Annotated in this window: 15 protein-coding genes; 5 read left to right on the top strand and 10 right to left on the bottom strand. The window is 65.7% G+C overall.

Annotated features, from left to right (window positions below; translation table 11 throughout):
• Nucleotides 1-110: 110 nt before the first annotated feature.
• The 6 genes from GJ698_RS11000 to GJ698_RS10975 all read right to left on the bottom strand — a co-directional run bounded on the left by GJ698_RS11000 (nucleotide 111) and on the right by GJ698_RS10975 (nucleotide 8,631).
• Nucleotides 111-1,736 (bottom strand): glycosyltransferase family 39 protein, encoded by a 1,626-nt coding sequence (locus GJ698_RS11000; protein WP_154357667.1) that lies wholly within the window; start codon nucleotides 1,734-1,736, stop codon nucleotides 111-113.
• 124 nt (nucleotides 1,737-1,860) lie between these two features.
• On the bottom strand, nucleotides 1,861-4,176 hold the full coding sequence (locus GJ698_RS10995) for a TonB-dependent receptor (protein ID WP_154357666.1): 2,316 nt from the start codon (nucleotides 4,174-4,176) through the stop codon (nucleotides 1,861-1,863).
• Between the two features lie 74 nt (nucleotides 4,177-4,250).
• The gene (locus tag GJ698_RS10990; RefSeq protein WP_154357665.1) at nucleotides 4,251-4,724 is read right to left on the bottom strand and encodes a Fur family transcriptional regulator; all 474 of its coding nucleotides are present in this window, start codon (nucleotides 4,722-4,724) and stop codon (nucleotides 4,251-4,253) included.
• Between the two features lie 99 nt (nucleotides 4,725-4,823).
• Nucleotides 4,824-7,163: a TonB-dependent receptor gene (locus GJ698_RS10985; RefSeq protein ID WP_154357664.1), complete on the bottom strand. Its 2,340-nt coding sequence runs from the start codon at nucleotides 7,161-7,163 to the stop codon at nucleotides 4,824-4,826.
• A gap of 2 nt (nucleotides 7,164-7,165) precedes the next feature.
• Nucleotides 7,166-8,119, bottom strand: coding sequence for a FecR domain-containing protein (locus GJ698_RS10980; RefSeq protein WP_166454849.1), 954 nt, complete (start codon nucleotides 8,117-8,119; stop codon nucleotides 7,166-7,168).
• Nucleotides 8,120-8,124: 5 nt separating this feature from the next.
• Complete coding sequence (locus GJ698_RS10975; protein WP_371865238.1) at nucleotides 8,125-8,631, bottom strand: sigma-70 family RNA polymerase sigma factor; 507 nt, start codon at nucleotides 8,629-8,631, stop codon at nucleotides 8,125-8,127.
• Between the two features lie 123 nt (nucleotides 8,632-8,754).
• On the opposite strand from GJ698_RS10975, the gene GJ698_RS10970 reads away from it, so the two are divergent.
• Nucleotides 8,755-10,287, top strand: coding sequence for a CocE/NonD family hydrolase (locus GJ698_RS10970; RefSeq protein ID WP_154357661.1), 1,533 nt, complete (start codon nucleotides 8,755-8,757; stop codon nucleotides 10,285-10,287).
• A 4-nt stretch (nucleotides 10,288-10,291) separates the two neighbouring features.
• On the opposite strand, the gene GJ698_RS10965 is transcribed toward GJ698_RS10970, so the two are convergent.
• Nucleotides 10,292-11,455, bottom strand: coding sequence for a branched-chain amino acid ABC transporter substrate-binding protein (locus GJ698_RS10965; protein ID WP_154357660.1), 1,164 nt, complete (start codon nucleotides 11,453-11,455; stop codon nucleotides 10,292-10,294).
• A gap of 118 nt (nucleotides 11,456-11,573) precedes the next feature.
• On the opposite strand from GJ698_RS10965, the gene GJ698_RS10960 reads away from it, so the two are divergent.
• From GJ698_RS10960 to GJ698_RS10945, 4 genes are read left to right on the top strand one after another with little or no spacing between them, the layout of a single operon-like run.
• Nucleotides 11,574-12,737: a pyridoxal phosphate-dependent aminotransferase gene (locus tag GJ698_RS10960; protein ID WP_154357659.1), complete on the top strand. Its 1,164-nt coding sequence runs from the start codon at nucleotides 11,574-11,576 to the stop codon at nucleotides 12,735-12,737.
• A gap of 7 nt (nucleotides 12,738-12,744) precedes the next feature.
• Nucleotides 12,745-14,952 carry a hybrid sensor histidine kinase/response regulator gene (locus GJ698_RS10955; protein ID WP_154357658.1) on the top strand — a complete coding sequence of 736 codons (2,208 nt, stop codon included), beginning with the start codon at nucleotides 12,745-12,747 and terminating at the stop codon, nucleotides 14,950-14,952.
• Between the two features lie 9 nt (nucleotides 14,953-14,961).
• Entirely contained in the window at nucleotides 14,962-15,639 is a 678-nt protein-coding gene (locus tag GJ698_RS30910) for a M20/M25/M40 family metallo-hydrolase (RefSeq protein WP_154357657.1), read from the top strand.
• Complete coding sequence (locus GJ698_RS10945) at nucleotides 15,584-16,240, top strand: peptidase dimerization domain-containing protein (protein ID WP_154357656.1); 657 nt, start codon at nucleotides 15,584-15,586, stop codon at nucleotides 16,238-16,240. Before GJ698_RS30910 ends, GJ698_RS10945 begins: the two co-directional genes overlap by 56 nt.
• A gap of 5 nt (nucleotides 16,241-16,245) precedes the next feature.
• Here the strand turns inward: GJ698_RS10945 and GJ698_RS10940 are convergent, their stop codons facing one another.
• The 3 genes from GJ698_RS10940 to GJ698_RS10930 are packed head-to-tail and all read right to left on the bottom strand — an operon-like array spanning nucleotide 16,246 to nucleotide 18,478.
• Nucleotides 16,246-16,614, bottom strand: coding sequence for a DUF3325 domain-containing protein (locus GJ698_RS10940; RefSeq protein WP_166454847.1), 369 nt, complete (start codon nucleotides 16,612-16,614; stop codon nucleotides 16,246-16,248).
• Nucleotides 16,611-18,197, bottom strand: coding sequence for a PepSY-associated TM helix domain-containing protein (locus GJ698_RS10935; protein WP_154357654.1), 1,587 nt, complete (start codon nucleotides 18,195-18,197; stop codon nucleotides 16,611-16,613). Before GJ698_RS10935 ends, GJ698_RS10940 begins: the two co-directional genes overlap by 4 nt.
• Complete coding sequence (locus tag GJ698_RS10930) at nucleotides 18,194-18,478, bottom strand: DUF3649 domain-containing protein (RefSeq protein ID WP_154357653.1); 285 nt, start codon at nucleotides 18,476-18,478, stop codon at nucleotides 18,194-18,196. Before GJ698_RS10930 ends, GJ698_RS10935 begins: the two co-directional genes overlap by 4 nt.
• Between the last annotated feature and the right edge of the window lie 39 nt (nucleotides 18,479-18,517).

Here is an 18,517-nt window from a genome sequence, read left to right as displayed (position 1 = left end):
TGCACGCGCCGGCCGACTGGATCGTTGTCCCATTCGGGTGGTATTGCACATGGTAAGAGCATCGGTTGCATCCTTTCCCTCCTTTGCCAAGCGAGACGCGAAAAGGGGAACTATTTCAACGGCGATGTCACCACAACCACGCCGTCACCACGTGCACGTTCGATCATCGGCAAGCCGCGCAGACGCATGACGCCATACAGGTCTTCGCGGACGATGGCGTATTGCGGCACGCCACGGCCGGCGCTCAGCAGCCAGCGACCATAGAATTCATCCATCGACGCGACGCCGCGCCAGGATTCCTGCTGCAGGCCGAAATCCAGCTCGCCGGTGTAATGCACCGGGATCACGATGTGATGCATGTAGAACGTCATCGACTGCTCATACGTGCCGACCGAGTAAACCGGCGTATCCGGTTTCAGTTCGGCGCGGATGCTCAGCGCCGCGTCGCGCCCAGCCTGATGGCGGCCTGCCGGCTCGTAGGAAGCCATGCTCAGTTGCGTCAGCATCCAGCCGCCCAGCGCCGCCAGCAGCACCATGCCGGCGCGCTGTCCGCGCCATTCGGCCAGCCACGCCGCCGCACCGCAGATGATGGCGGCGGCAAAGCCGGCGCCCAGCAACAGCCTGTCGACCACCGTGATCAACGGCATGCACGCCAGCCCGACGACGCCGACGACGATCAGCAGCCCCGCCGGCGCCAGCGCGGCCTTGCGCGAAGCCCGTTCCAGGTAGACGCCCGCCAACAGCGCCATCGCCGGGAACACCGGCAGCATATAGCCCGGCAGCTTGGAGCTGGAATAGCTGAAGAACAGCAGGATGAAAGCGGTCCACACCAGCAGCAGCAACGGCGCCTGGAAGCGTCCGGCCACGCGCATGCGCGCGGCGGCCAGGCTGGCCGGCAGCGTGAGCAACCACGGCATGGTGGCCGGCACCAGCAGCACCAGGAAGTAGTACCACGGCCCTTCGCGGTGGTGCGTCTTCAGGAAGAACCGGTCCCAGTGCTCGTGGATGAAGAAGAACTGCGGCTGCTCGGGATTGCGCGCCGCCACCAGCAGGAACCACGGCAGCGACAACAGCAGGAACAGCGCCAGTCCGGTCACGGGATGCAGGCGACGCCAGATGCCACGGTCGCCGCTCACCAGCGCGTACACCAGCAGCACGCCGCCCGGCAGCACGATGCCGATCAGGCCCTTGGCCAGCAGCGACAGCGCCATGGCGGCCCAGCACAGCAGCATCCAGCGGCGGCGCTGCGCCACATCGGCGCCGTCCTGCTGTGCGATCAGCAGCGCGCACAGGGCCAGCGTCATGGTGGCGGCCACCGGCAGGTCCAGCGAATTGAATTGCGACGCCGCCGCCCAGAACAGCATGGAAGCCAGCACCATGGCGCCATACAGGCCGGCGCGGCCGCCGAACACGCGCTGGCCGGTGTAGGCGACCATCAGCACGCCGCCGATCCCGCATACGCCGTTCCACAGGCGCGCCTGCCATTCGCCGATGCCGAACAGCCCGAAAGCGACGGCGCTCATCCAGGTGTGCAGCGGCGGCTTCTCGAAGTACTTGATGCCGTTCAGGCGCGTGGTGACCCAGTCGCCGCTGAGCAGCATCTCGCGCGCCATTTCCGCATAACGGCCTTCGTCCGGCGGAATCAGGGTACGCACATCCAGCACCAGCAGGGAAAAGAGAATGAAGAAGGCGGCAAGCAGGTACAGCGCGTTCCTGGAACGGAGAAAAGCAGGCATTGAGCAGCGTGAAAGTAGGTTAATTGTTCGCAGTTTATTCGATAAACAATTAACCGCGTGTTAAAAGTACGCCGCACACGCAAAAAAAAGCCCGCTTGACGCGGGCTTTTGAGGGATACAACGATTAGTACTTGAAGTTGGCGGTCAGCGTAGCGCTGCGGCCGGGGCCAACACCGGCGTAGTGCGGCGACGAGACTTTATCGAAATAGAACTTGTCGTTCAGATTCTGGATATTCAACTGCAGCGAGATGTGCTTGTTGACGTCGTAGCTGGCCATCGCATCGAAACGGCTGTAGCCCGGCGCGTACTTGGTGTTGTTGATGTTGGCGTACACCTTGGATACGTAGTTGACGCCGCCGCCGATCACGACACCCGGCAGTACCGCGTACGAGGTCCACAGCGAAGCGCTGTTCTTCGGCGTGGTCGGGAACACGTTGCCGTTGTACGGCGACGGCTGCCAGTTCGGCGCCGCGGTGGTGCCGACGTTGACCGAACCATTGTCATCCACCTTGCCATCCAGGTAGGTGTAGCCGCCGAAGACCTGCCACTCCCTGGTCAGGTTGCCGCTGACGCCCAGCTCCACGCCCTTCATGGTCTTCTTGCCGACGTTTTGCGTGGTACCGTCCGGTGCGGTGACGCGGGCGTTGTTCATCTCGCTCTGGAACACGGCGCCGCTGACCGACAGGCGGCCGCCCGGCAGCACTTCCCACTTGGTGCCCAGCTCATAGTTCTTGCTGTCCTGTGGCTTCAGGTTCTGGATGGTGGTGCTCAGCGCATCCAGGCCGTCGCCGCCGTCATTGCCCGGCGGGGTAGAAGACGTACCGTAGGACACGTAGATGCTGCTGTTGGTCGATGGCTTATACACCAGGCCCGCCTGATAGTTGGTGAAGTTGGACTTCACTTCGGCGTGCGAGGCGGCGGTGGTGACGCCGCTCAGCGTGTACATAGGCACATCCAGCACGCTGCGATAGTCGTCCCAGCGCAGGCCCACGTTCAGCAGCCATTGCGGCGTGAACTCGACGGTGTCGAACAGATAGGCCGAACGGGTGTTGGTCACCACGTTGGTGCGCGCCGGCGAGACGCTGCGGGTGTAGACCCACGGATCGTTCGGATTCGGGTTGATGGTGGTGGTGCAGTTGTACAGCGTGGCCGCGCCAGAGGTAGGGCAGGTGGTGGTGCCGGTCAGCGGATTGTTGGTGCCCGGTGCGAACAGATAGCTGCTGCGGTCCGTGTCTTCGCGGCTGATCTCCACGCCGCCGGTGTAGCTATGCTTGATGCCGGCGGCGGTGAAGCTGCCGGTCAGGCTGGTGGCGTTGGCCAGCGACTCGGTGCTGGTGACGCGGGTATTGGCGCGGCGCCATACGGTGCCGTACAACATGGTGTTGCCTTTCGAGTCGTCCGGCTGGGTCCAGATGTAGTCGTTGTCGCTCTTGCCGTAGCGGCTCACGTTACGCAGCACCATGCCGTCGGCGAATTCATGGCGCAGGTCGATGGTGCCGATGTCGCTCTGGGTCTTGCGGAAGTCGCGGTCGACCAGGCCGTAGAAGGTCTCGCGCGGCACGCTGATCGGCGTGCCGTTGCCGTTCTTGGCGACGTTGGCGCCGCTGGTGAACGGGTTGTTGAACGGGATGCCGGTATCCGGCAGTTCGTCCGACTGCATGTGGTAGTAGCTCAGCGTGGCCTTGGTATTGGAGTGCATGCCGAAGGTGACGCTCGGCGCGATGCCCCAGCGGTTGCCGTTGACTTCATTGCGGCCGGCCACGTGGGCGTCATGGCCCATCAGGTTCAGGCGCACCGCCACGTCGTCGTTGATCACGCGGTTGATGTCGGCGGTGGCGCGGCGGTATTCGGCCGAACCCAGGCCCACGCTGGCGTTGCTGAAGTTTTCGGCTTTCGGCGATTTGCTCACCAGGTTGATGCCGCCGCCGGCCGACGAACGGCCGCCGTAGGCCGAATTCGGGCCTTTGACCACTTCGATCTGCTCCAGGTCGAAGATTTCGCGCGACTGCGAACCGGTGTCGCGGATGCCGTCGATATAGGTGTCGGTCTGCGCGTTATAACCACGGATGAACAGATTGTCGCCGACAGGATTGCCGCCCTCGCCCGCGCCGATGGTGATGCCAGGCACGGTGCGCAGCGCGTCGGTCAGCGACACGGCGCCGGTTTGCGAGATCACTTCCGAGGTGATGACGGTGACCGATTTCGGCGTATCCAGCAGCGGCGCGGTGAACTTGTCGCTGGCCGATTTGGTGGTCTGGAAGTCGCTGGTGCGGGTGGCGTCCACCACCACTTCCGGCAGCTTTTGCGGCTCCGGCAGGGTTTCAGCATGCAGCGCCAGCGGCACGGCCAGCGTGGCCATCGCGGCGACGTGGAGGCGGCTCAGTTTCGGAGTCTCGTGCTTGCGGCTTTTGATGCCGGCGCTTTTTTCTGTCGATTTCATAATCTTCCGTAGGTCAGTTTTGGTTGTTGGCTGGCGTGGGAGCGCGGCTCCCGGCTGGCTGTATAGGTAAAGATTCAGGATTGCCCGGCGGCCGGCACGCAGTCGCGGCAGCGCGCGGGAATGACGATTTCCGTCCCCAGCGCGTAGCCTTCCAGCGTCGCCACATTCGCCAGTTGCACTGCCAGCACCGCGTCCGCGATGCGCTGCTGACGGTGACAAACGTCGCAGCGGAACACGTAGGCGCGGCTGGGCGCCGTGACGCTGGCGATGGCGTAAACCGCCTTGATGCCCCCCGAGCTGACATGGCGGTCGCGCAGCACCAGGCCGTCTTCCTCCATCTGCTTGAGAATGCGGTACACCGATCCCAGGCTGACGTCCTCGCCGATATCCAGCAGTCGGCGGAACAGCAGCTCAGCGGTGATTGGTTCGGCCTGGCGCAACAACACCGCCGCCACGCTGGAGCGGGCGCGCGTGATCCGCAATGGCGACTTGCGCATCCATTCCTGGACGCGCTGCTGCTGCGTGGCTGTGTGGTGTGACGGCTGCATGGGATCTCCCTCTATCGCTGTGCAATGGTCCTGTACCTACCATGCCAAGCGAGTTTCCAAAAAGGGAACCACGAATGAGAATTATTTTTATTATTCTTCTTAGAATCGGCTGTGCAGGCCGATGCGCAGCGCGCGCGGCGTGCCAGGAGAGATATTGTTATCGTTATAAGACGAGGCGTAGTAGCCCCGGTCGAACAGGTTTTCGACGCTGATCTGCAGGCGGTTGCGCGGATTGAACTGGTAATACAGGCTGGCGTCCAGCCGCGCATAGCCGGGCAGCTGCACCAGATTGCTGGTGGAGCTGAACATGCTGCTGCGCGTGATGACGCCGAGCGCACCGTCCAGGCCCGGCGCCAGCGTGTGTGTGCTCCACAGAGACAGCGACTGGCGCGGCACATACGGCATCTGCGCGCCCGCCTGCGAGGTCGCCGACTGGGTAGCCGTCAGGCGCGAACGCTGCCACGCATAGCCGGCGTTGAGTTTCCAGTCGCGCGTGATGCGGCTGGCCAGTTCCAGTTCCGCGCCCTGCCCGCGCTGGCCTTCGACCAGCTGATTCTCGCCGGCGTTGACCGCATCGGCCACCAGCACATTGGCGCGCCGCAGCTGGTAGACCGCGAGACTGGCCGACAGCCGCTCGCCATCATCCCAGCGCGCGCCAATCTCCTGGTTGCGCACCACCTCCGGCGCCAGATCCTGGTTGGCCACCGTCAGCGACGCCATCTGCTCGCCCACACGCAGCGAATAGGCCTTGCTGTAGCTGGCGTACAGCGACAGCCGCACCAGCGGACGGTAGATCACGCCCAAGCGCGGCGACAGCGGACGGTCATGGCTGGCCAGTTGCAGATTGTTGCGCAGGTCGCGGAAGGCGACATCCAGCCTTTCCGCGCGCAGGCCGGCCACCACCTGCCATTGCGGCGACAGCGTCAATTGATCCTGCAAATACAGCCCGGCGTTTTCCGCCGTGCTGGCGGCGGCCATGTCGGTAGCCGATGGCCTGAAGCTGACCGGCAGGTTGAAGGTCGGCTGCGACACCGGCACCGAAACGAAGCGCACGTCCGTGCCCAGCGTGTCGAAGTAGCCGGTGGTGCGGGCGCTGTCGGCGCGCTGGCGGCCAAGTTCCAGTCCGGCGCTCAGGCGGTGCTGCACGCTGCCGGTACTGACCGTGGCATCCAGGCTGGCCTGGTAAAACAGGTTGCTACGGTGGGTGGCGGTGCCGTAGCCCAGCATGCGCACGGTCGCGCTGTCGTCCATGCCGCCGGGGAAAACGTTCTGGTAGTACTTGTCGTAGACGGCGTAATGCAGCTGGCTGCTGAATTGCAGCGTCGGCGCCAGTTGATGTTCCAGCCGCAGCGTCAGGCTGTCGATGTCGACGCCATTGTGGCTGTCCGCCGGATCGCCGAAAAAGATCGACGGATCGCTGGCCACCGGCCGGCCGCCGAACGAGGGTACGCCACGGTCGGTGCTGCGGCGGTCGCGGAAATGCTCGTAGCTGGCCTGCACCAGGGTGCTCGCGCCGTCGCGCCACGCCAGCGCCGGACTGACGCCGTAGCGTTTCAACCAGGCGTCATTGCGAAAGGAGCCGGAATCCTCGTCGACAGCGTTGAGCCGCCACGCCAGCTGCGGATTCAGCGCCGCGCCCACGTCCACGCTGGCGCGCCGCTGCCGCCATGATCCCAGCAATACGTCGGCATCGCCGATATCGCGCCACTGCGCCTGCTTGCTGACACGGTTGACGGCGCCGCCGGAGCCGCCGCGTCCCAACGCCATGGCGTTCGGGCCTTTCAGCACTTCGACTGTTTCGATGTTGTAGAAGTCGCGGAAGTACTGGACGTCGTCGCGCATGCCGTTCAGGTAGAAGTCGGCGCTGGAGTTATAACCACGGAAGACCGCGTTGTCGCGGTTGCCCTCGCCCAGGCTGGGACGTACGCCGGGCACGTAGACCAGCAGGTCGTCCATGCTGAGCAGGTTGCGGTCGCGGATCTGGCTGGCCTCGATGATGGTCAGCGCCTGCGGCGTGTCGCGCAGCGCGGCGCCGCCCTTGACGGCAAAGCGGCTGACGGCGTCGTAAGGGGCCACTGGTTCCGCGCGGGCGACGATTTCGGGCAGGCGGTCCAGCGCCTGTACTTCGGCCTCGCTCATCGGCGGCGCCGGCGCAACGGGTGCAACTGGTACGGCGGCGCGCAACAGGTAGCTGCCGTCCGGCTGGCGCACCGCTTCCAGGCCGGTGCCGGCCAGGATGCGCGCCAGGTCGCGCTCCGGCGCCGACAGTTCGGCCAGGCCGGGACTGTCGACGCCATGGGTCAGGCGGCCGTCGGCGGTCAGCAGCGCGCCGCTGGCCAGCGTCCAAGCCCGCAGCACCTGGTCCAGCGAGCCTGCGGGGATGGTCGGCGCGGCCAGCGCCAGCGATGGCAACAACGCCAGCAAGAACAGCTTCTTCATGGTCAGCGCGGCGTGACGGTCACCCACCACGACAGCGTGCGCTTGATGCGCACCGGCAGCGCGGCCTGCAGCATGTCCAGCGCCTGGTCGGTGTCGCCGAGCGGGTAGCTGCCCACCAGCCGCAGGTCGGCCAGCGACGGATCGCAGGACAAGTGACCATGGCGATAGCGCGACAGCTCGCCAAGGAAGTCGTCCAGCCGCATCTGGGTGGCGATCAGCAGCTTGTGCGACCACGCGGTGCTGTCCTCGGAGGCCGGCGTCATGGCGCCGGCCTTGCCGTCCACGATGTCGACCTGCGCGCCGGCCGGCACCACGGCGCCGGCGCCGACTTCCACCGCGCCGTCGTACACGGCCAGGCGCGTGCCCTGCTCCATCATGCGTACCGAGAAGCGCGTGCCCAGCGCCCGCAGACGCGCACCGCGCGCCTCCACTACCAGCGGACGCGCCGGCGCATGGCTGTCGGCGCCGCTGTGCAGCAGGATCTCGCCCCGCCGCAGCACGATCAGGCGCTGGCTGTCGTCGTAGGCCAGGTCGGCGGCGCTGTCGGTGTTCAGCCAGGCCTGGGTGCGGTCGGGCAGCGGCAGCAGCGCCACGGCGCCGACGGCGGTGCGATGCTGCGCGCCCAGTGCGGCCAGATAGCCGCCCTGCTCCTCGCGACGAACCACCAGTGCGCCCATGCCGCCGACTGCGCACAGCAGCAACAAGGTTTTCAGCGCGCGGCGGCGGTTGCGCGGAGCGGCGGATAGCGCGGCGCGCAGCGGACCGCCGGGCAAGGCATGGAGCTGGGTGTGGATGTGTTCAACGCGGCGCCAGGCTTCGCGGTGTTCGGGCGCGGCGTCCAGCCAGCGCTGCCAGGCCTGGCGCTCGGCGAGTTTGACGTCCGGCGCGCTGAGGGTGGCAAACCACTCCGCAGCCTGTTCCAGCACGTCGAAAGCAAGTGCGTTTGATTCAGGCATACCCATTACTGATTACTGATCAACAGGCATTGCAGCATCGCCTGCGCCATGTATTTTTTCACCATGCGCTCGGACACCTGCAAGTGCTCGGCGATGGCGGCGTAAGTCAGGCCGTCGATCTGCGACAGCAGGAAGGCTTCGCGCGCCTTGGACGACAGTTTGGCCAACATGGCGTCCACCTGCATCAACGCTTCCAGGGTCAGCGCGCGCTCTTCCGGCGACGGCTCCAGCGCCGCATCCTGCAAAGCCAGCGCTTCCAGGTAGGCGCGTTCCAGCGTCAGGCGGCGCCAATGGTTGACCAGCAGGCCGTTGGCGATGGTGCTCAGATAGGCGCGCGGTTCGCGCAGGGTTTCGACGGTGCCGGCGTCCAGCAGGCGCACGAAGGTGTCGTGCGCGATGTCGGCGGCGCCGTCGCGGCAGCCCAGCTTGCGCCACAGCCAATTGTGCAGCCAGCCGTGGTGGCTGCTGTACAGCGAGCCAACATCATCGGTAGAGGACGCAAGTGTGGACACGGTGGGCACAATCGGTGGACAAGAAATGAGAATGATTCCCATTATTGCATAATTAAAGCTGCCTGCCAATCGCCGGCTTATGCTAAGGTTCACGTTTTGACAACCTTTTAAATCGGATATCACATGCGTCTAGCGTTCGGCATCGCCGTGTTCATGCTGTCCCTGCCCGCCTTTGCGGCGGCCGATTTCGACTTGAAGCTGAAACGCGGTCCACACGCCGTCGGCATGAAAGTGCTGCAGCAATACGACTATTCGCGCGTCTACAAGCCGCGCAACGACCTGTTCACCGGCGCGGCCACCAAGGGCGAACGCGCACGGCCGGTGCAAACCATCATCTGGTATCCGGCGCAGCGAGGCGGCACGCCGGTGACGCACGCCGACTATCTGCGCACCTCGCTCACCGAAGAGACTTACAACCTTGCACCGGCGGAGATCGAACAACGCTGGTCCGCCTTTCTGGCGCAGCATCCCGGCGCCAAAAAGGGCATGGACGCCAAAATGTGGGCGGTGCGCGACGCCAGGCCGGAGGCCGGAAAATTCCCGGTAGTGGTTTACGCGCCGAGCTTCAACGCCTCCGCGCATGAAAACGCCGACCTGTGCGAATACCTCGCCAGCCATGGCTATGTGGTCCTGTCCAGTCCCGACATGGGCGCGCGCGGCCGCTCGATGACCGAGGATATCGAAGGCATCGAAGCGCAGGCGGCCGACATCAGCTTTTTGATCTCCTCCGCGCACGCGCTGCCGCAAGCCGATACGGCGCGTATCGCCGTGGTGGGCTTCAGCTGGGGCGGCATTTCCAACGTATTCGCGGCGGCCAAGGATGACCGCATCCGCGCCCTGGTCAGCCTCGATGGTTCGATCCGCTATTACCCCGAGTTTGTCGACGGCGGCGCCAAGGCGGCGTCGTACGTGACGCCGGCGCGGGTGGCCGTGCCCTACCTGTTCATCGCGGCGCAGCCGAAATCCATGGAAGTGCTGAATAACGAAAAAACCTCCACCGGCTACAGCTTTATCAACAACATGAAATACGCCGACGTCTACCTGGCCTCCATGCTGCCGATGCACCACGCCGATTTTTCCGCCGACGGCCTGCGCCGCAGCAGCGGCGATCCCGACGCCGCCTACAGCCGCGACGAAGTGCTGGTGGCCCACAGCTGGGCCATGCGCTATGTGCAGCAGTTCCTCAACGCCTATCTGAAGGACGACGCGCAAGCGCTGGCCTTCCTGCAAAAGCCGGCCACCGGCAACGGCTCGCCGCACCACATGATGACCATCGAGCAGCGGCACGGCAAGGAAACCCCGCCCGGCTTCGACAATCTGGCGCTGGAACTGAATACCAAGGGTTATGCGCAGGCGCAGGCCGCGTACCAGCGCATGCGGCAGCTGGATCCGGGCTTCCATCCCGGCGAGAGCCAGTTGAATATGTGGGGATATGGATTGCAGCGCAGCGGCCGCGCCGGCGACGCGGTCGAGGTGATGAAGCTGGCGGTCAGCATTTATCCCGACAGCTGGAATCTGTACGACAGCCTGGCGGAGATGTACGAGGCGGCGGGCGACAAAGCGCTCGCCGTCAAGAACTACCGGCGCTCGCTGGAACTCAACGCCGGCAACCAGAACGCGGTCGAGCACCTGAAAGTGCTGGAGCCGCAGTCCTGAGTTTTTACTTCATCACGGCCAGCTTCTGGCGCTTGGCGCCCTTGAAGGTGTAGATGGTCAGCACGCCATCCTGGACGTCGCCGCGGGCGTCGAAGGAGATATTGCCGGTTACGCCCTTGTGCTTGATCTTGGCCAGCACCGGCAGGTACTTCGCAGGGTCCGGCGAGCCGGCCTTCTGCATCGCGTCCACCATCGTCATCAGCGCGTCGTAGGCGTACGGCGCGTAGGTTTGCACCTCGATGCCGTAGCGCTTCTTGTAGGCGGCGCGGAAGTCTTCCATGCCTTTTTCCTGCGCCGGCTCGACGCCGCCCGCTTCGGCGCAGATCACCTGGCCGTCGCTCATGCCGTCACCGGCCAGACGCGGCACCGAGTCCGAGCACATGCCGTCGCCGCCCATGAACTTGACCGGAAAGCCCAGCTGCTTCATCTGGCGCAGCATCGGCGCGGCCACCGCGTCCATGCCGCCGAAGAAGATCATGTCCGGCTTGCTGGCCTTGATGGCGGTCAGGATCGCCATCATGTCGGTGGCCTTGTCGTTGGTGTACTGCGTGGCGACGATGGTGGTGCCGGTAGCGCCGCCCGTGCGCTTGACGGTCTTGCTGAATTCATCGGCCAGTCCCTTGCCGTAGGACGTGCGGTCGTCCACCACGGCGATGCGCTTGACCTGCATGTTCTGCATCGCGTAACGCGCCAGGGCCGGCCCCAGTTGCTCGTCGTTGGCGATGTTGCGGAAGGTGGTGTTGTAGCGCTGGCGCGTGTACTGCGGCGAGCTGGCCGACGGCGTAATCTGCGGAATGCCGGCGTCGTAGTACATGCGCGAGGCCGGAATCGCCGTGCCCGAGGTCTCGTGGCCGATCACGCCCTGCACCTTGGCGTCCACCAGCTTTTGCGCCACGGTGGTGGCCTGCTTCGGATCGCCGGCGTCGTCTTCCGCCTGCAGCACGATCTTGTATTTTTTACCACCGATGACGACGCCCTTGGCGTTCAGTTCATCGACCGCCATGCGCGCGCCGTTTTCATTGTCCTTGCCCAGATGGGCGATCGGGCCGGAGGTGGCGGCCACGTGGCCGATCTTGATGATGTCTTCCGCCTGCGCGGAGGCGGCGCCCACAGCGCCGACAAAGGCCAGCGCAAGCGCCTGGCAAACCTTTTTTGTTGTGAACTGCATAAAAATCCTCGTTGATTAACAGCATTAGGATACCAGACCCGTGCGCACGATTGGCAATACCCCCTTGCGCAAAGGGCTGATTAACGTAAGAATAAATCTTTCCTAAAGATAATCAATTATGGACATTTCCCGCCGCATCGCACGTTCCCGCCCCTTGGCCACCACCGCCATGCATGGCCGGGTCGATGGCATGAAAGCGCGCGGCGAGGACGTGATCGATTTTTCCATCGCCATCTCGCACTTCCAGGCGCCGCCTGCGGTTCTGGACGCGGTGCGCGCGGGCCTTGAGCGGCCATCGCTGTCCTACACCGCCGTCGGCGGCGACGCCGGCATCCGCGCCCGCCTCGCCGCCAAGGTGGTGAACGAGAACCGCATTCCGGCCACGCCGGCCGAGATCCTGATCACCAACGGCTGCAAGCAGGCCCTGTACCAGGCGCTGTATGTATTGGCCGATCCGGGCGACGCCGTCATCATCTTCAAGCCGCACTGGCCGGCCTATGTGGCCACCTGCAAGCTGCTGGAGCTGGAACCGGTGCTGGTCGATCTGCCGGCCGACATCACCGACGCGGTGCTGGACAGCCTGCCGCCGGCGCGCATCCTGATCATCAACAATCCGCACAATCCCACCGGCGCGGTGCTGAGCGATATGGAACTCGACCGCATCGCCGCCTGGCTGAAACGCACGGGCACCCTGGCGATCGTCGACGAAAGCTACGAGAAGCTGATCTTCGACGGCGTGCATGCCAGCCTGGCGGCGCGGCCGGACTGGCGGGACATCGGCATCGTCACCCTGTTCTCGGCGTCGCAAAGCTACGCCATGATGGGCTGGCGCGCGGGTTTCGCCGTGGCGCCAGCGCACGTGGTCGCGGCCATGGAAACCCTGCAAGGTCCGATCACCGCCGCCGCGCCGATGCTGATGCAGCTGGCCATGGCCGCCGCCTTCGAAAGCGGCGATGCGCACCTCATGCTGGCCGACTACCGCCAGCGCCGCGACCTGGTGCTGGACCTGGTGCACGGCCTGCCGTGGCTGACCATGCAAAGGCCCGCCTCCGGCCCCTACCTGTGGGCCGACATCTCGCGCCTGACCATGGACGCCGTGAACTTCAGCGAACAGCTGCTGGCCGACTGCGCGGTGGCCGTGATGCCGGGCGACGCGCTGGGCGTGCCGGGCCACATCCGCATCGGCTACATCTCGGACGACGTGGCGACCTTGCGCCGCGGCGTGCAAGCCATCATCGGCTACGGCAACGCGCTTTACCGCGCCAACCGCAGCGCCGCCTGAGCGCCGCATGGCTTTCCTGCTCTTCCAGCTGAATAGTCTGCGCAGCCGATTGATACTGCTGGTGATGTTGTCGATCGCGCCCAGCGCCATCATGACCGTCATTAACGGCGTGCGCGAACGCGCCCACGCGGTGGAGGTGGCCGAAGACAACCTGCAACGCCTGACCAACCTGGCCGCCGCCAACGAAGCGCAGTCCATCGCCGGCGCGCGCCAGCTGCTGCGCGACCTCGCCAGCGTGCCGGACCTGATGGGCGATGAGGAGGACTGCACCCGCCTGCTGGCCAACGTCCGCCGCCAGAATCCGGATTACGTCAACCTGGGCGTGATCCAGCTGAACGGCGACGTCACCTGCAATGCCGTCAAGGCAAAGAACATCGTCAACCTGGCGGACCGCTCCCACTTTCGTCGCGCCGTACACCTGAAGCGCTTTGTCGCCGGCGGCTACGTTTTCGGCCGCGTGATCCAGAGGCACACCGTCAACCTCACCTATCCGGTGCTGGACGACGACGGCAAGGTCAAGGCCGTGGTGTTCGCCGCGCTCGACCTGGTCAACCTGGACCGCTTCGTGGCCGACATCCAGCTGCCGCCAGGCTCGCTGCTGCTGACGGCCGATTCCGAAGGGTTGATCATCTCGCGCAAGCCGAATCCTGAATCATGGTTCGGCAAGCCGGTGTCGCCGGAGATGCGCAGCGCCATGGCGGGCGAACCTGGCAAGCCGGTGCTGCTGACCGGCCCCGATGGCGTCGAGCGCCTGCACCGCTTCGCGCGCGTCGGCAACAACGGCCTGTCCGACTACACCGTCACCATCGGCATTCCGGCCGACGCCATCACCGCCAGCGCACGCCATGACCAGATGCTGGACTTCCTGGCGTTATCCGCCACCATCGGCCTGGCGCTGCTGGCGGCCTGGTTCGTCGGCGACGTGCTGGTACTGCGTCGCGTGAAGCGGCTGGCCACCACCGCCAACAGCATCGCTTCCGGCACGCTGGAGGCGCGCAGCGGCATCAGCTACGGCAAGGAGGAAATCAGCGAACTGGCGCGCGCGCTGGACGCCATGGCCGAATCGCTGCAGGAAAAAGAGCTGCAGCACCTGAAGGCCGAAAGCCAGCTACGCGAGGCGGACCGCCGCAAGGACGAATTCCTCGCCATGCTGGCCCACGAACTGCGCAACCCGCTGGCGCCGATCAGCGCCGGCGCGCAGCTGCTGCAAAGCGGCCACGCCAACGAAACAGCGGTCAAGCGCACCGCCGGCATCATCGTGCGCCAGGTGCACCACATGACGCGGCTGGTGGACGACCTGTTGGACGTTTCGCGCGTCACGCGCGGGCTGGTGACGCTGACCCGCGCGCCGCTGGATGTAGCCCGCATCGTGGCCGACGCGGTGGAACAGGCGGAACCGCTGATCAAATCACGGCAGCACCGCTTTGAGGTGGTGCTGCCATCGGCGCCGCTGGTGGTGACGGGCGATCATAAGCGGCTGGTGCAGGTGCTGGTGAATGTGCTCAACAACGCCGCCAAGTACACGCCGGCCGGCGGCGCCGTCAAGCTGACCGCGCGCAGCGAAGGCAGCAACGTCAAGCTGATCGTCAGCGACAACGGCATCGGCATGTCGCCGGAACTGCGCAGCCGCGTGTTCGAACTGTTCGCCCAGGCCGACCGCAACTCGGACCGCTCGCAGGGCGGCCTGGGACTGGGGCTGGCGCTGGTCAAGTCGCTGGTCGAGCTGCATGGCGGCGCGGTGGAAGTACACAGCGCCGGAGAGCAGCAAGGCAGCACCTTCACCATCATCCTGCCGCGCAACCAGCAACAGCAGCCGGTGGCGCAAGCGCCGGCCCATAACGCCACGACGGGCCGCAAGCTGCGCGTGCTGGTGGTGGACGACAACGTCGACGCCGCGCAAACGCTGCAACTGCTGCTGGAAGCCGGCGGCCATCAGGTCAGCGTCGCCCACACCGCCATCGACGCGCTGGAAATGGCGCAGGCCACCTCGCCGGAACTGTGCCTGCTCGACATCGGCCTGCCGGACATCAGCGGCTACGACCTGGCGCGCGGCCTGCGCTCGCTGCCGGCGACCGCCCAGGCCACGCTGGTAGCGGTGACCGGCTACGGCCGCCGCGAAGACCGCGAGCAGGCCGATACCGCAGGATTCGATCACTACTTCGTCAAACCGGTGGATGTGGACGCGCTGCTGGCGCTGATCGCCCGCCTACCCTAATGGAGCTTCATGAAACACCTGCTACTCAGCCTCGCCATCGCCGCCGCCCTGCCCGTCCATGCGCAGGAGCAGGAACTGGCGCGCATCGCCGCGCAGCCCGCCGTCAAACAGGCGCTGGCCTATATCGAAAAGAACGAGCCGGGCACGCAGAAGACCATGTTGGCCATCAACGCCATTCCGGCGCCGACGTTTGCCGAAGCGGCGCGCGCCCGCGACTACGCGGAACGCCTGAAGGCCGCCGGCCTGGCCGATGTCCACATCGATGAAGCGGGCAATGTGCTCGGCCTCCATCGCGGCAGCGGCAAAGGCCCGTTGATCGTGCTGGCCGCGCACCTGGATACCGTCTACCCCGCCGCCACCGATCTCACCGTGCACGAGAAAGACGGCCGCCTGTACGCGCCCGGCATTGCCGACAACGGCCGTTCGCTGGCCGCCATGCTGACCATCGCCCACGCCATGCGCGAGGCCAGGGTGCAAACCGAAGGCGACATCCTGTTCGTCGCCAACGTCGGCGGAGGAAGGCCTGGGCGACCTGAAAGGCGTGAAGTATCTGTTCAGCCAGCGCAAGGACATCAAGGCCTTTGTCGGCCTGGAGCCGGCGCTGGGCACCGATGGCGATCCGGTGACCTACATGGGCGCGGGCAGCCGCCGCTTCAAGGTCACCATCCATGGTCCCGGCGGCCATAGCTACGAAGGTTTCGGCCTGCCCTCGGCGGTGCATGCCGCCGGCCGAGTGATCGCGCATATCGACGATGTGCGCGTGCCGTCGCAGCCCAAGGTGACCTTCAACGTCGGCGTGATCCAGGGCGGACAATCGGTGAACAGCATCTCCGCCGAAACCTCGATGCTGATCGATATCCGCTCGGCCGATGCTGCGCTGCTGGCCAAGGTCGAGCAGCAGATCAAGGACGCCATCCAGCAAGGTGTGGCGGAAACCAACCAGCGCTGGAACAGCAAGGCCATTACGGCGGATGTGACGCTGATCGGCGACCGTCCGGCGGGCCAGATGCAGAAGGACGCCACCATCGTCAGGACCGCGCTGGCGGCGGCCAGGGTGCAAGGCCGCCCGGCGCTGCTGGACGGCCCGCATTCGACCGACGCCAACCTGCCGATGAGCCTCGGCATCCCCGCCATCACCATGTCCGGCGGCGGCGACTCGGGCGGCTACCACTCGGAGAAGCTGGAATGGTGGTCTGCGCGCAATGCGCACACCGGTCCGCAGAATGTGATGCTGACCATTCTCGGACTGGCCGGCGTGCAGGGCGTGGCCGCCCCGCTGGCCAAATAAGCGGATTAAGCCAAGCCCCTGGCGATCTGCGCCAGCACCACGGCGGCGGCGCCCAGGCCGCCTGCAATCCAGCCGACGCGCACCATCGCGCGCGCGGCGTAGGTCAGCACCAGCACCATGCCGATCGCCGCAGCGGTCAGCATGCCGGCCCAGGCGACCCAGCCCTGGGAGCCTCCCCACACATCCAGACAGACCAGCAGCGACACCAGCAAGCCTGCGGCGCCGGACCGGCGCAGCGTGCGGCGCGTCCGGCCGGTGGGCAGATTGCCACGGCCATGCAGGGCTTCCCAGTGGCGGTCCATCGCCAGGCTCAATGCGGTAAAGCCGCCGACAGCGCTGGCAAGCGCCGCGACCATCCCTAGGATATTCATCATGCCGCCACCTTCGCCATCCTGACCCTGGCCGCTGCACCGTCGGCGCCCAAACGTTTGCAGGCCCACAGCAACATGCAACCGAACAGCAGCGACACCAGGTCGAAGCCGGCCACTGGCCATAGTCCGTGCGCCATGCTGGAGAACAGACCGGCGCCGCCAGTCAGGGGATTCAGCGCCGGCAACAGCGCGAACAGCACGCCGGCTGCCGCCAGCTGGATGCGCCACATCCAGCGCAGCGGAAAGGCCAACGCCGGCACGGCGGCGATGCCCCAGGCGGTGAAGAAGCACTGGATCTCCAGCTCCGGCCGCCCTTCCAGGCCAACCGGCAGCAGGCGGTTCGCCCAGAAGAATACGCTGATGGCGATCATCAGGCCGGCGATGCCGCCGAGGTTCAGGCCATCCACCAGGCGCAGACCAAAACCGATGCCGCCGTTGGCGCGCGCCTTCAAATGCTTGGGCCTTTCCTTGACGGCCCACAGCAGCACGCCGGTCGCCACCATCGCGCAGCCGGCCAGGCCGGAGAGGAAGAACAGGCCACGCAGCAGCGGGCTGGCAAAGCGGCCTATATGCAGGCCGTACATGACGCCGCGCGTTTCGACCGCCGCGCCGCTGGTCTGATTCGCTTCGGTCAGCAGGCCGCCGCTGACGCCATCGAAGGTCAACGTCGGCAGATGATTGCTGATGCCGTGCGCATCCTGCTGCGTCAGCGTGACGGTCGATGCGCTGTCGCCGGCCAGGTTGACGGTGATGCGGCCGACCTGCGCGCCGTCCCACAGCCTGCTGGCTTGCGCCACCAGCGGCGCCAGTGGCGTCAGCGGCGCGTGAATGCCCGAAGCCTGGGCCTCGGCTCGCGGCCCGCCATTCAGATCGGCGTAGAAGTTATCGCGCTCCGAATAGACCGCGCTCAGGCCCTGCGGCAGGTACATGAACATCAGCGTCACCAGGCCGGTGTAGGTGATCATCAGGTGATACGGCAGCGCCAGCACGGCGGTGGCGTTGTGCGCATCGAGCCATGAACGCTGCCCTTTGCCGGGACGGAAAGTGAAGAAGTCCTTGAAGATGCGCTTGTGCGTGACGATGCCGGAAATGATCGCCACCAGCATGAACATGGCGCAGATGCCGACGATCCAGCGTGCCCACATCACCGGCATGTAGTGCAGGTCGAAGTGCATGCGGTAGAAGAAATCGCCGCCGCGCGTGGCGCGCGCCGCATTCAGTTCCTGGCCGGTGACGGGATCGATGCTGGCGCTTTCGAAGCGGCGACGTCCGCGCTGCCAGCCGTCCTCTTTGGACGGCGCCCAGCTGGCGCGCACCGTCGGTTCGCGCCCGGTCGGCATGGTGATGAACCAGCGCGGGCTGGCCGATGCGCGCTGTTCCAGCAGGTTCTGGATCTGCGCCGCCGCCACGCCCTGCTCCACCACGGTGTGCGGGGCCTGGTGCAGCTCGGGCTTCATCCACAGCGTGACCTCGTCGCGGAAGTAGCTGATGGTGCCGCAGCAGAACACCATGAACAGCATCCAGCCCACCAGCAGACCGGACCAGGTGTGCAGCCATGCCATCGATTGACGGAAGCCCTCTTTCATACGCCGCCTCCGAGCCAGATGATTGCGCCCAGCAAGAGGCCGCTAACGAGCAGGCCGAGCCAGGCTTTCAAAACAGTGCGGGTAGCGAAGCACCACATCACGGCGCAGGGCATGACGACCAGGCCGATCAGCGTGGCGGCGACCACACGGTCGACGGCGTGACCGGGCAAGTTCAGTGCGAGGGCGGTAACCGCAAGGGAGGTGACAACGTAGCCGCCGCCGATTGCCGCCAGCGCGCGTGACGTCACGGCGAGGCGGTAGTGCATCAGGATTTGCATCATAACGAGCGCTACCTGATTGCCGGCGGGGAAAGGTAAGCT

The sequence above is a fragment of the Duganella aquatilis genome, from assembly GCF_009674565.1.
GTDB classification, from domain to species: Bacteria; Pseudomonadota; Gammaproteobacteria; order Burkholderiales; family Burkholderiaceae_D; genus Rugamonas; species Rugamonas aquatilis.
The sequence above is the reverse complement of the archived record's forward strand: the minus strand, read 5'-3'. Positions and strand labels throughout refer to the sequence as shown.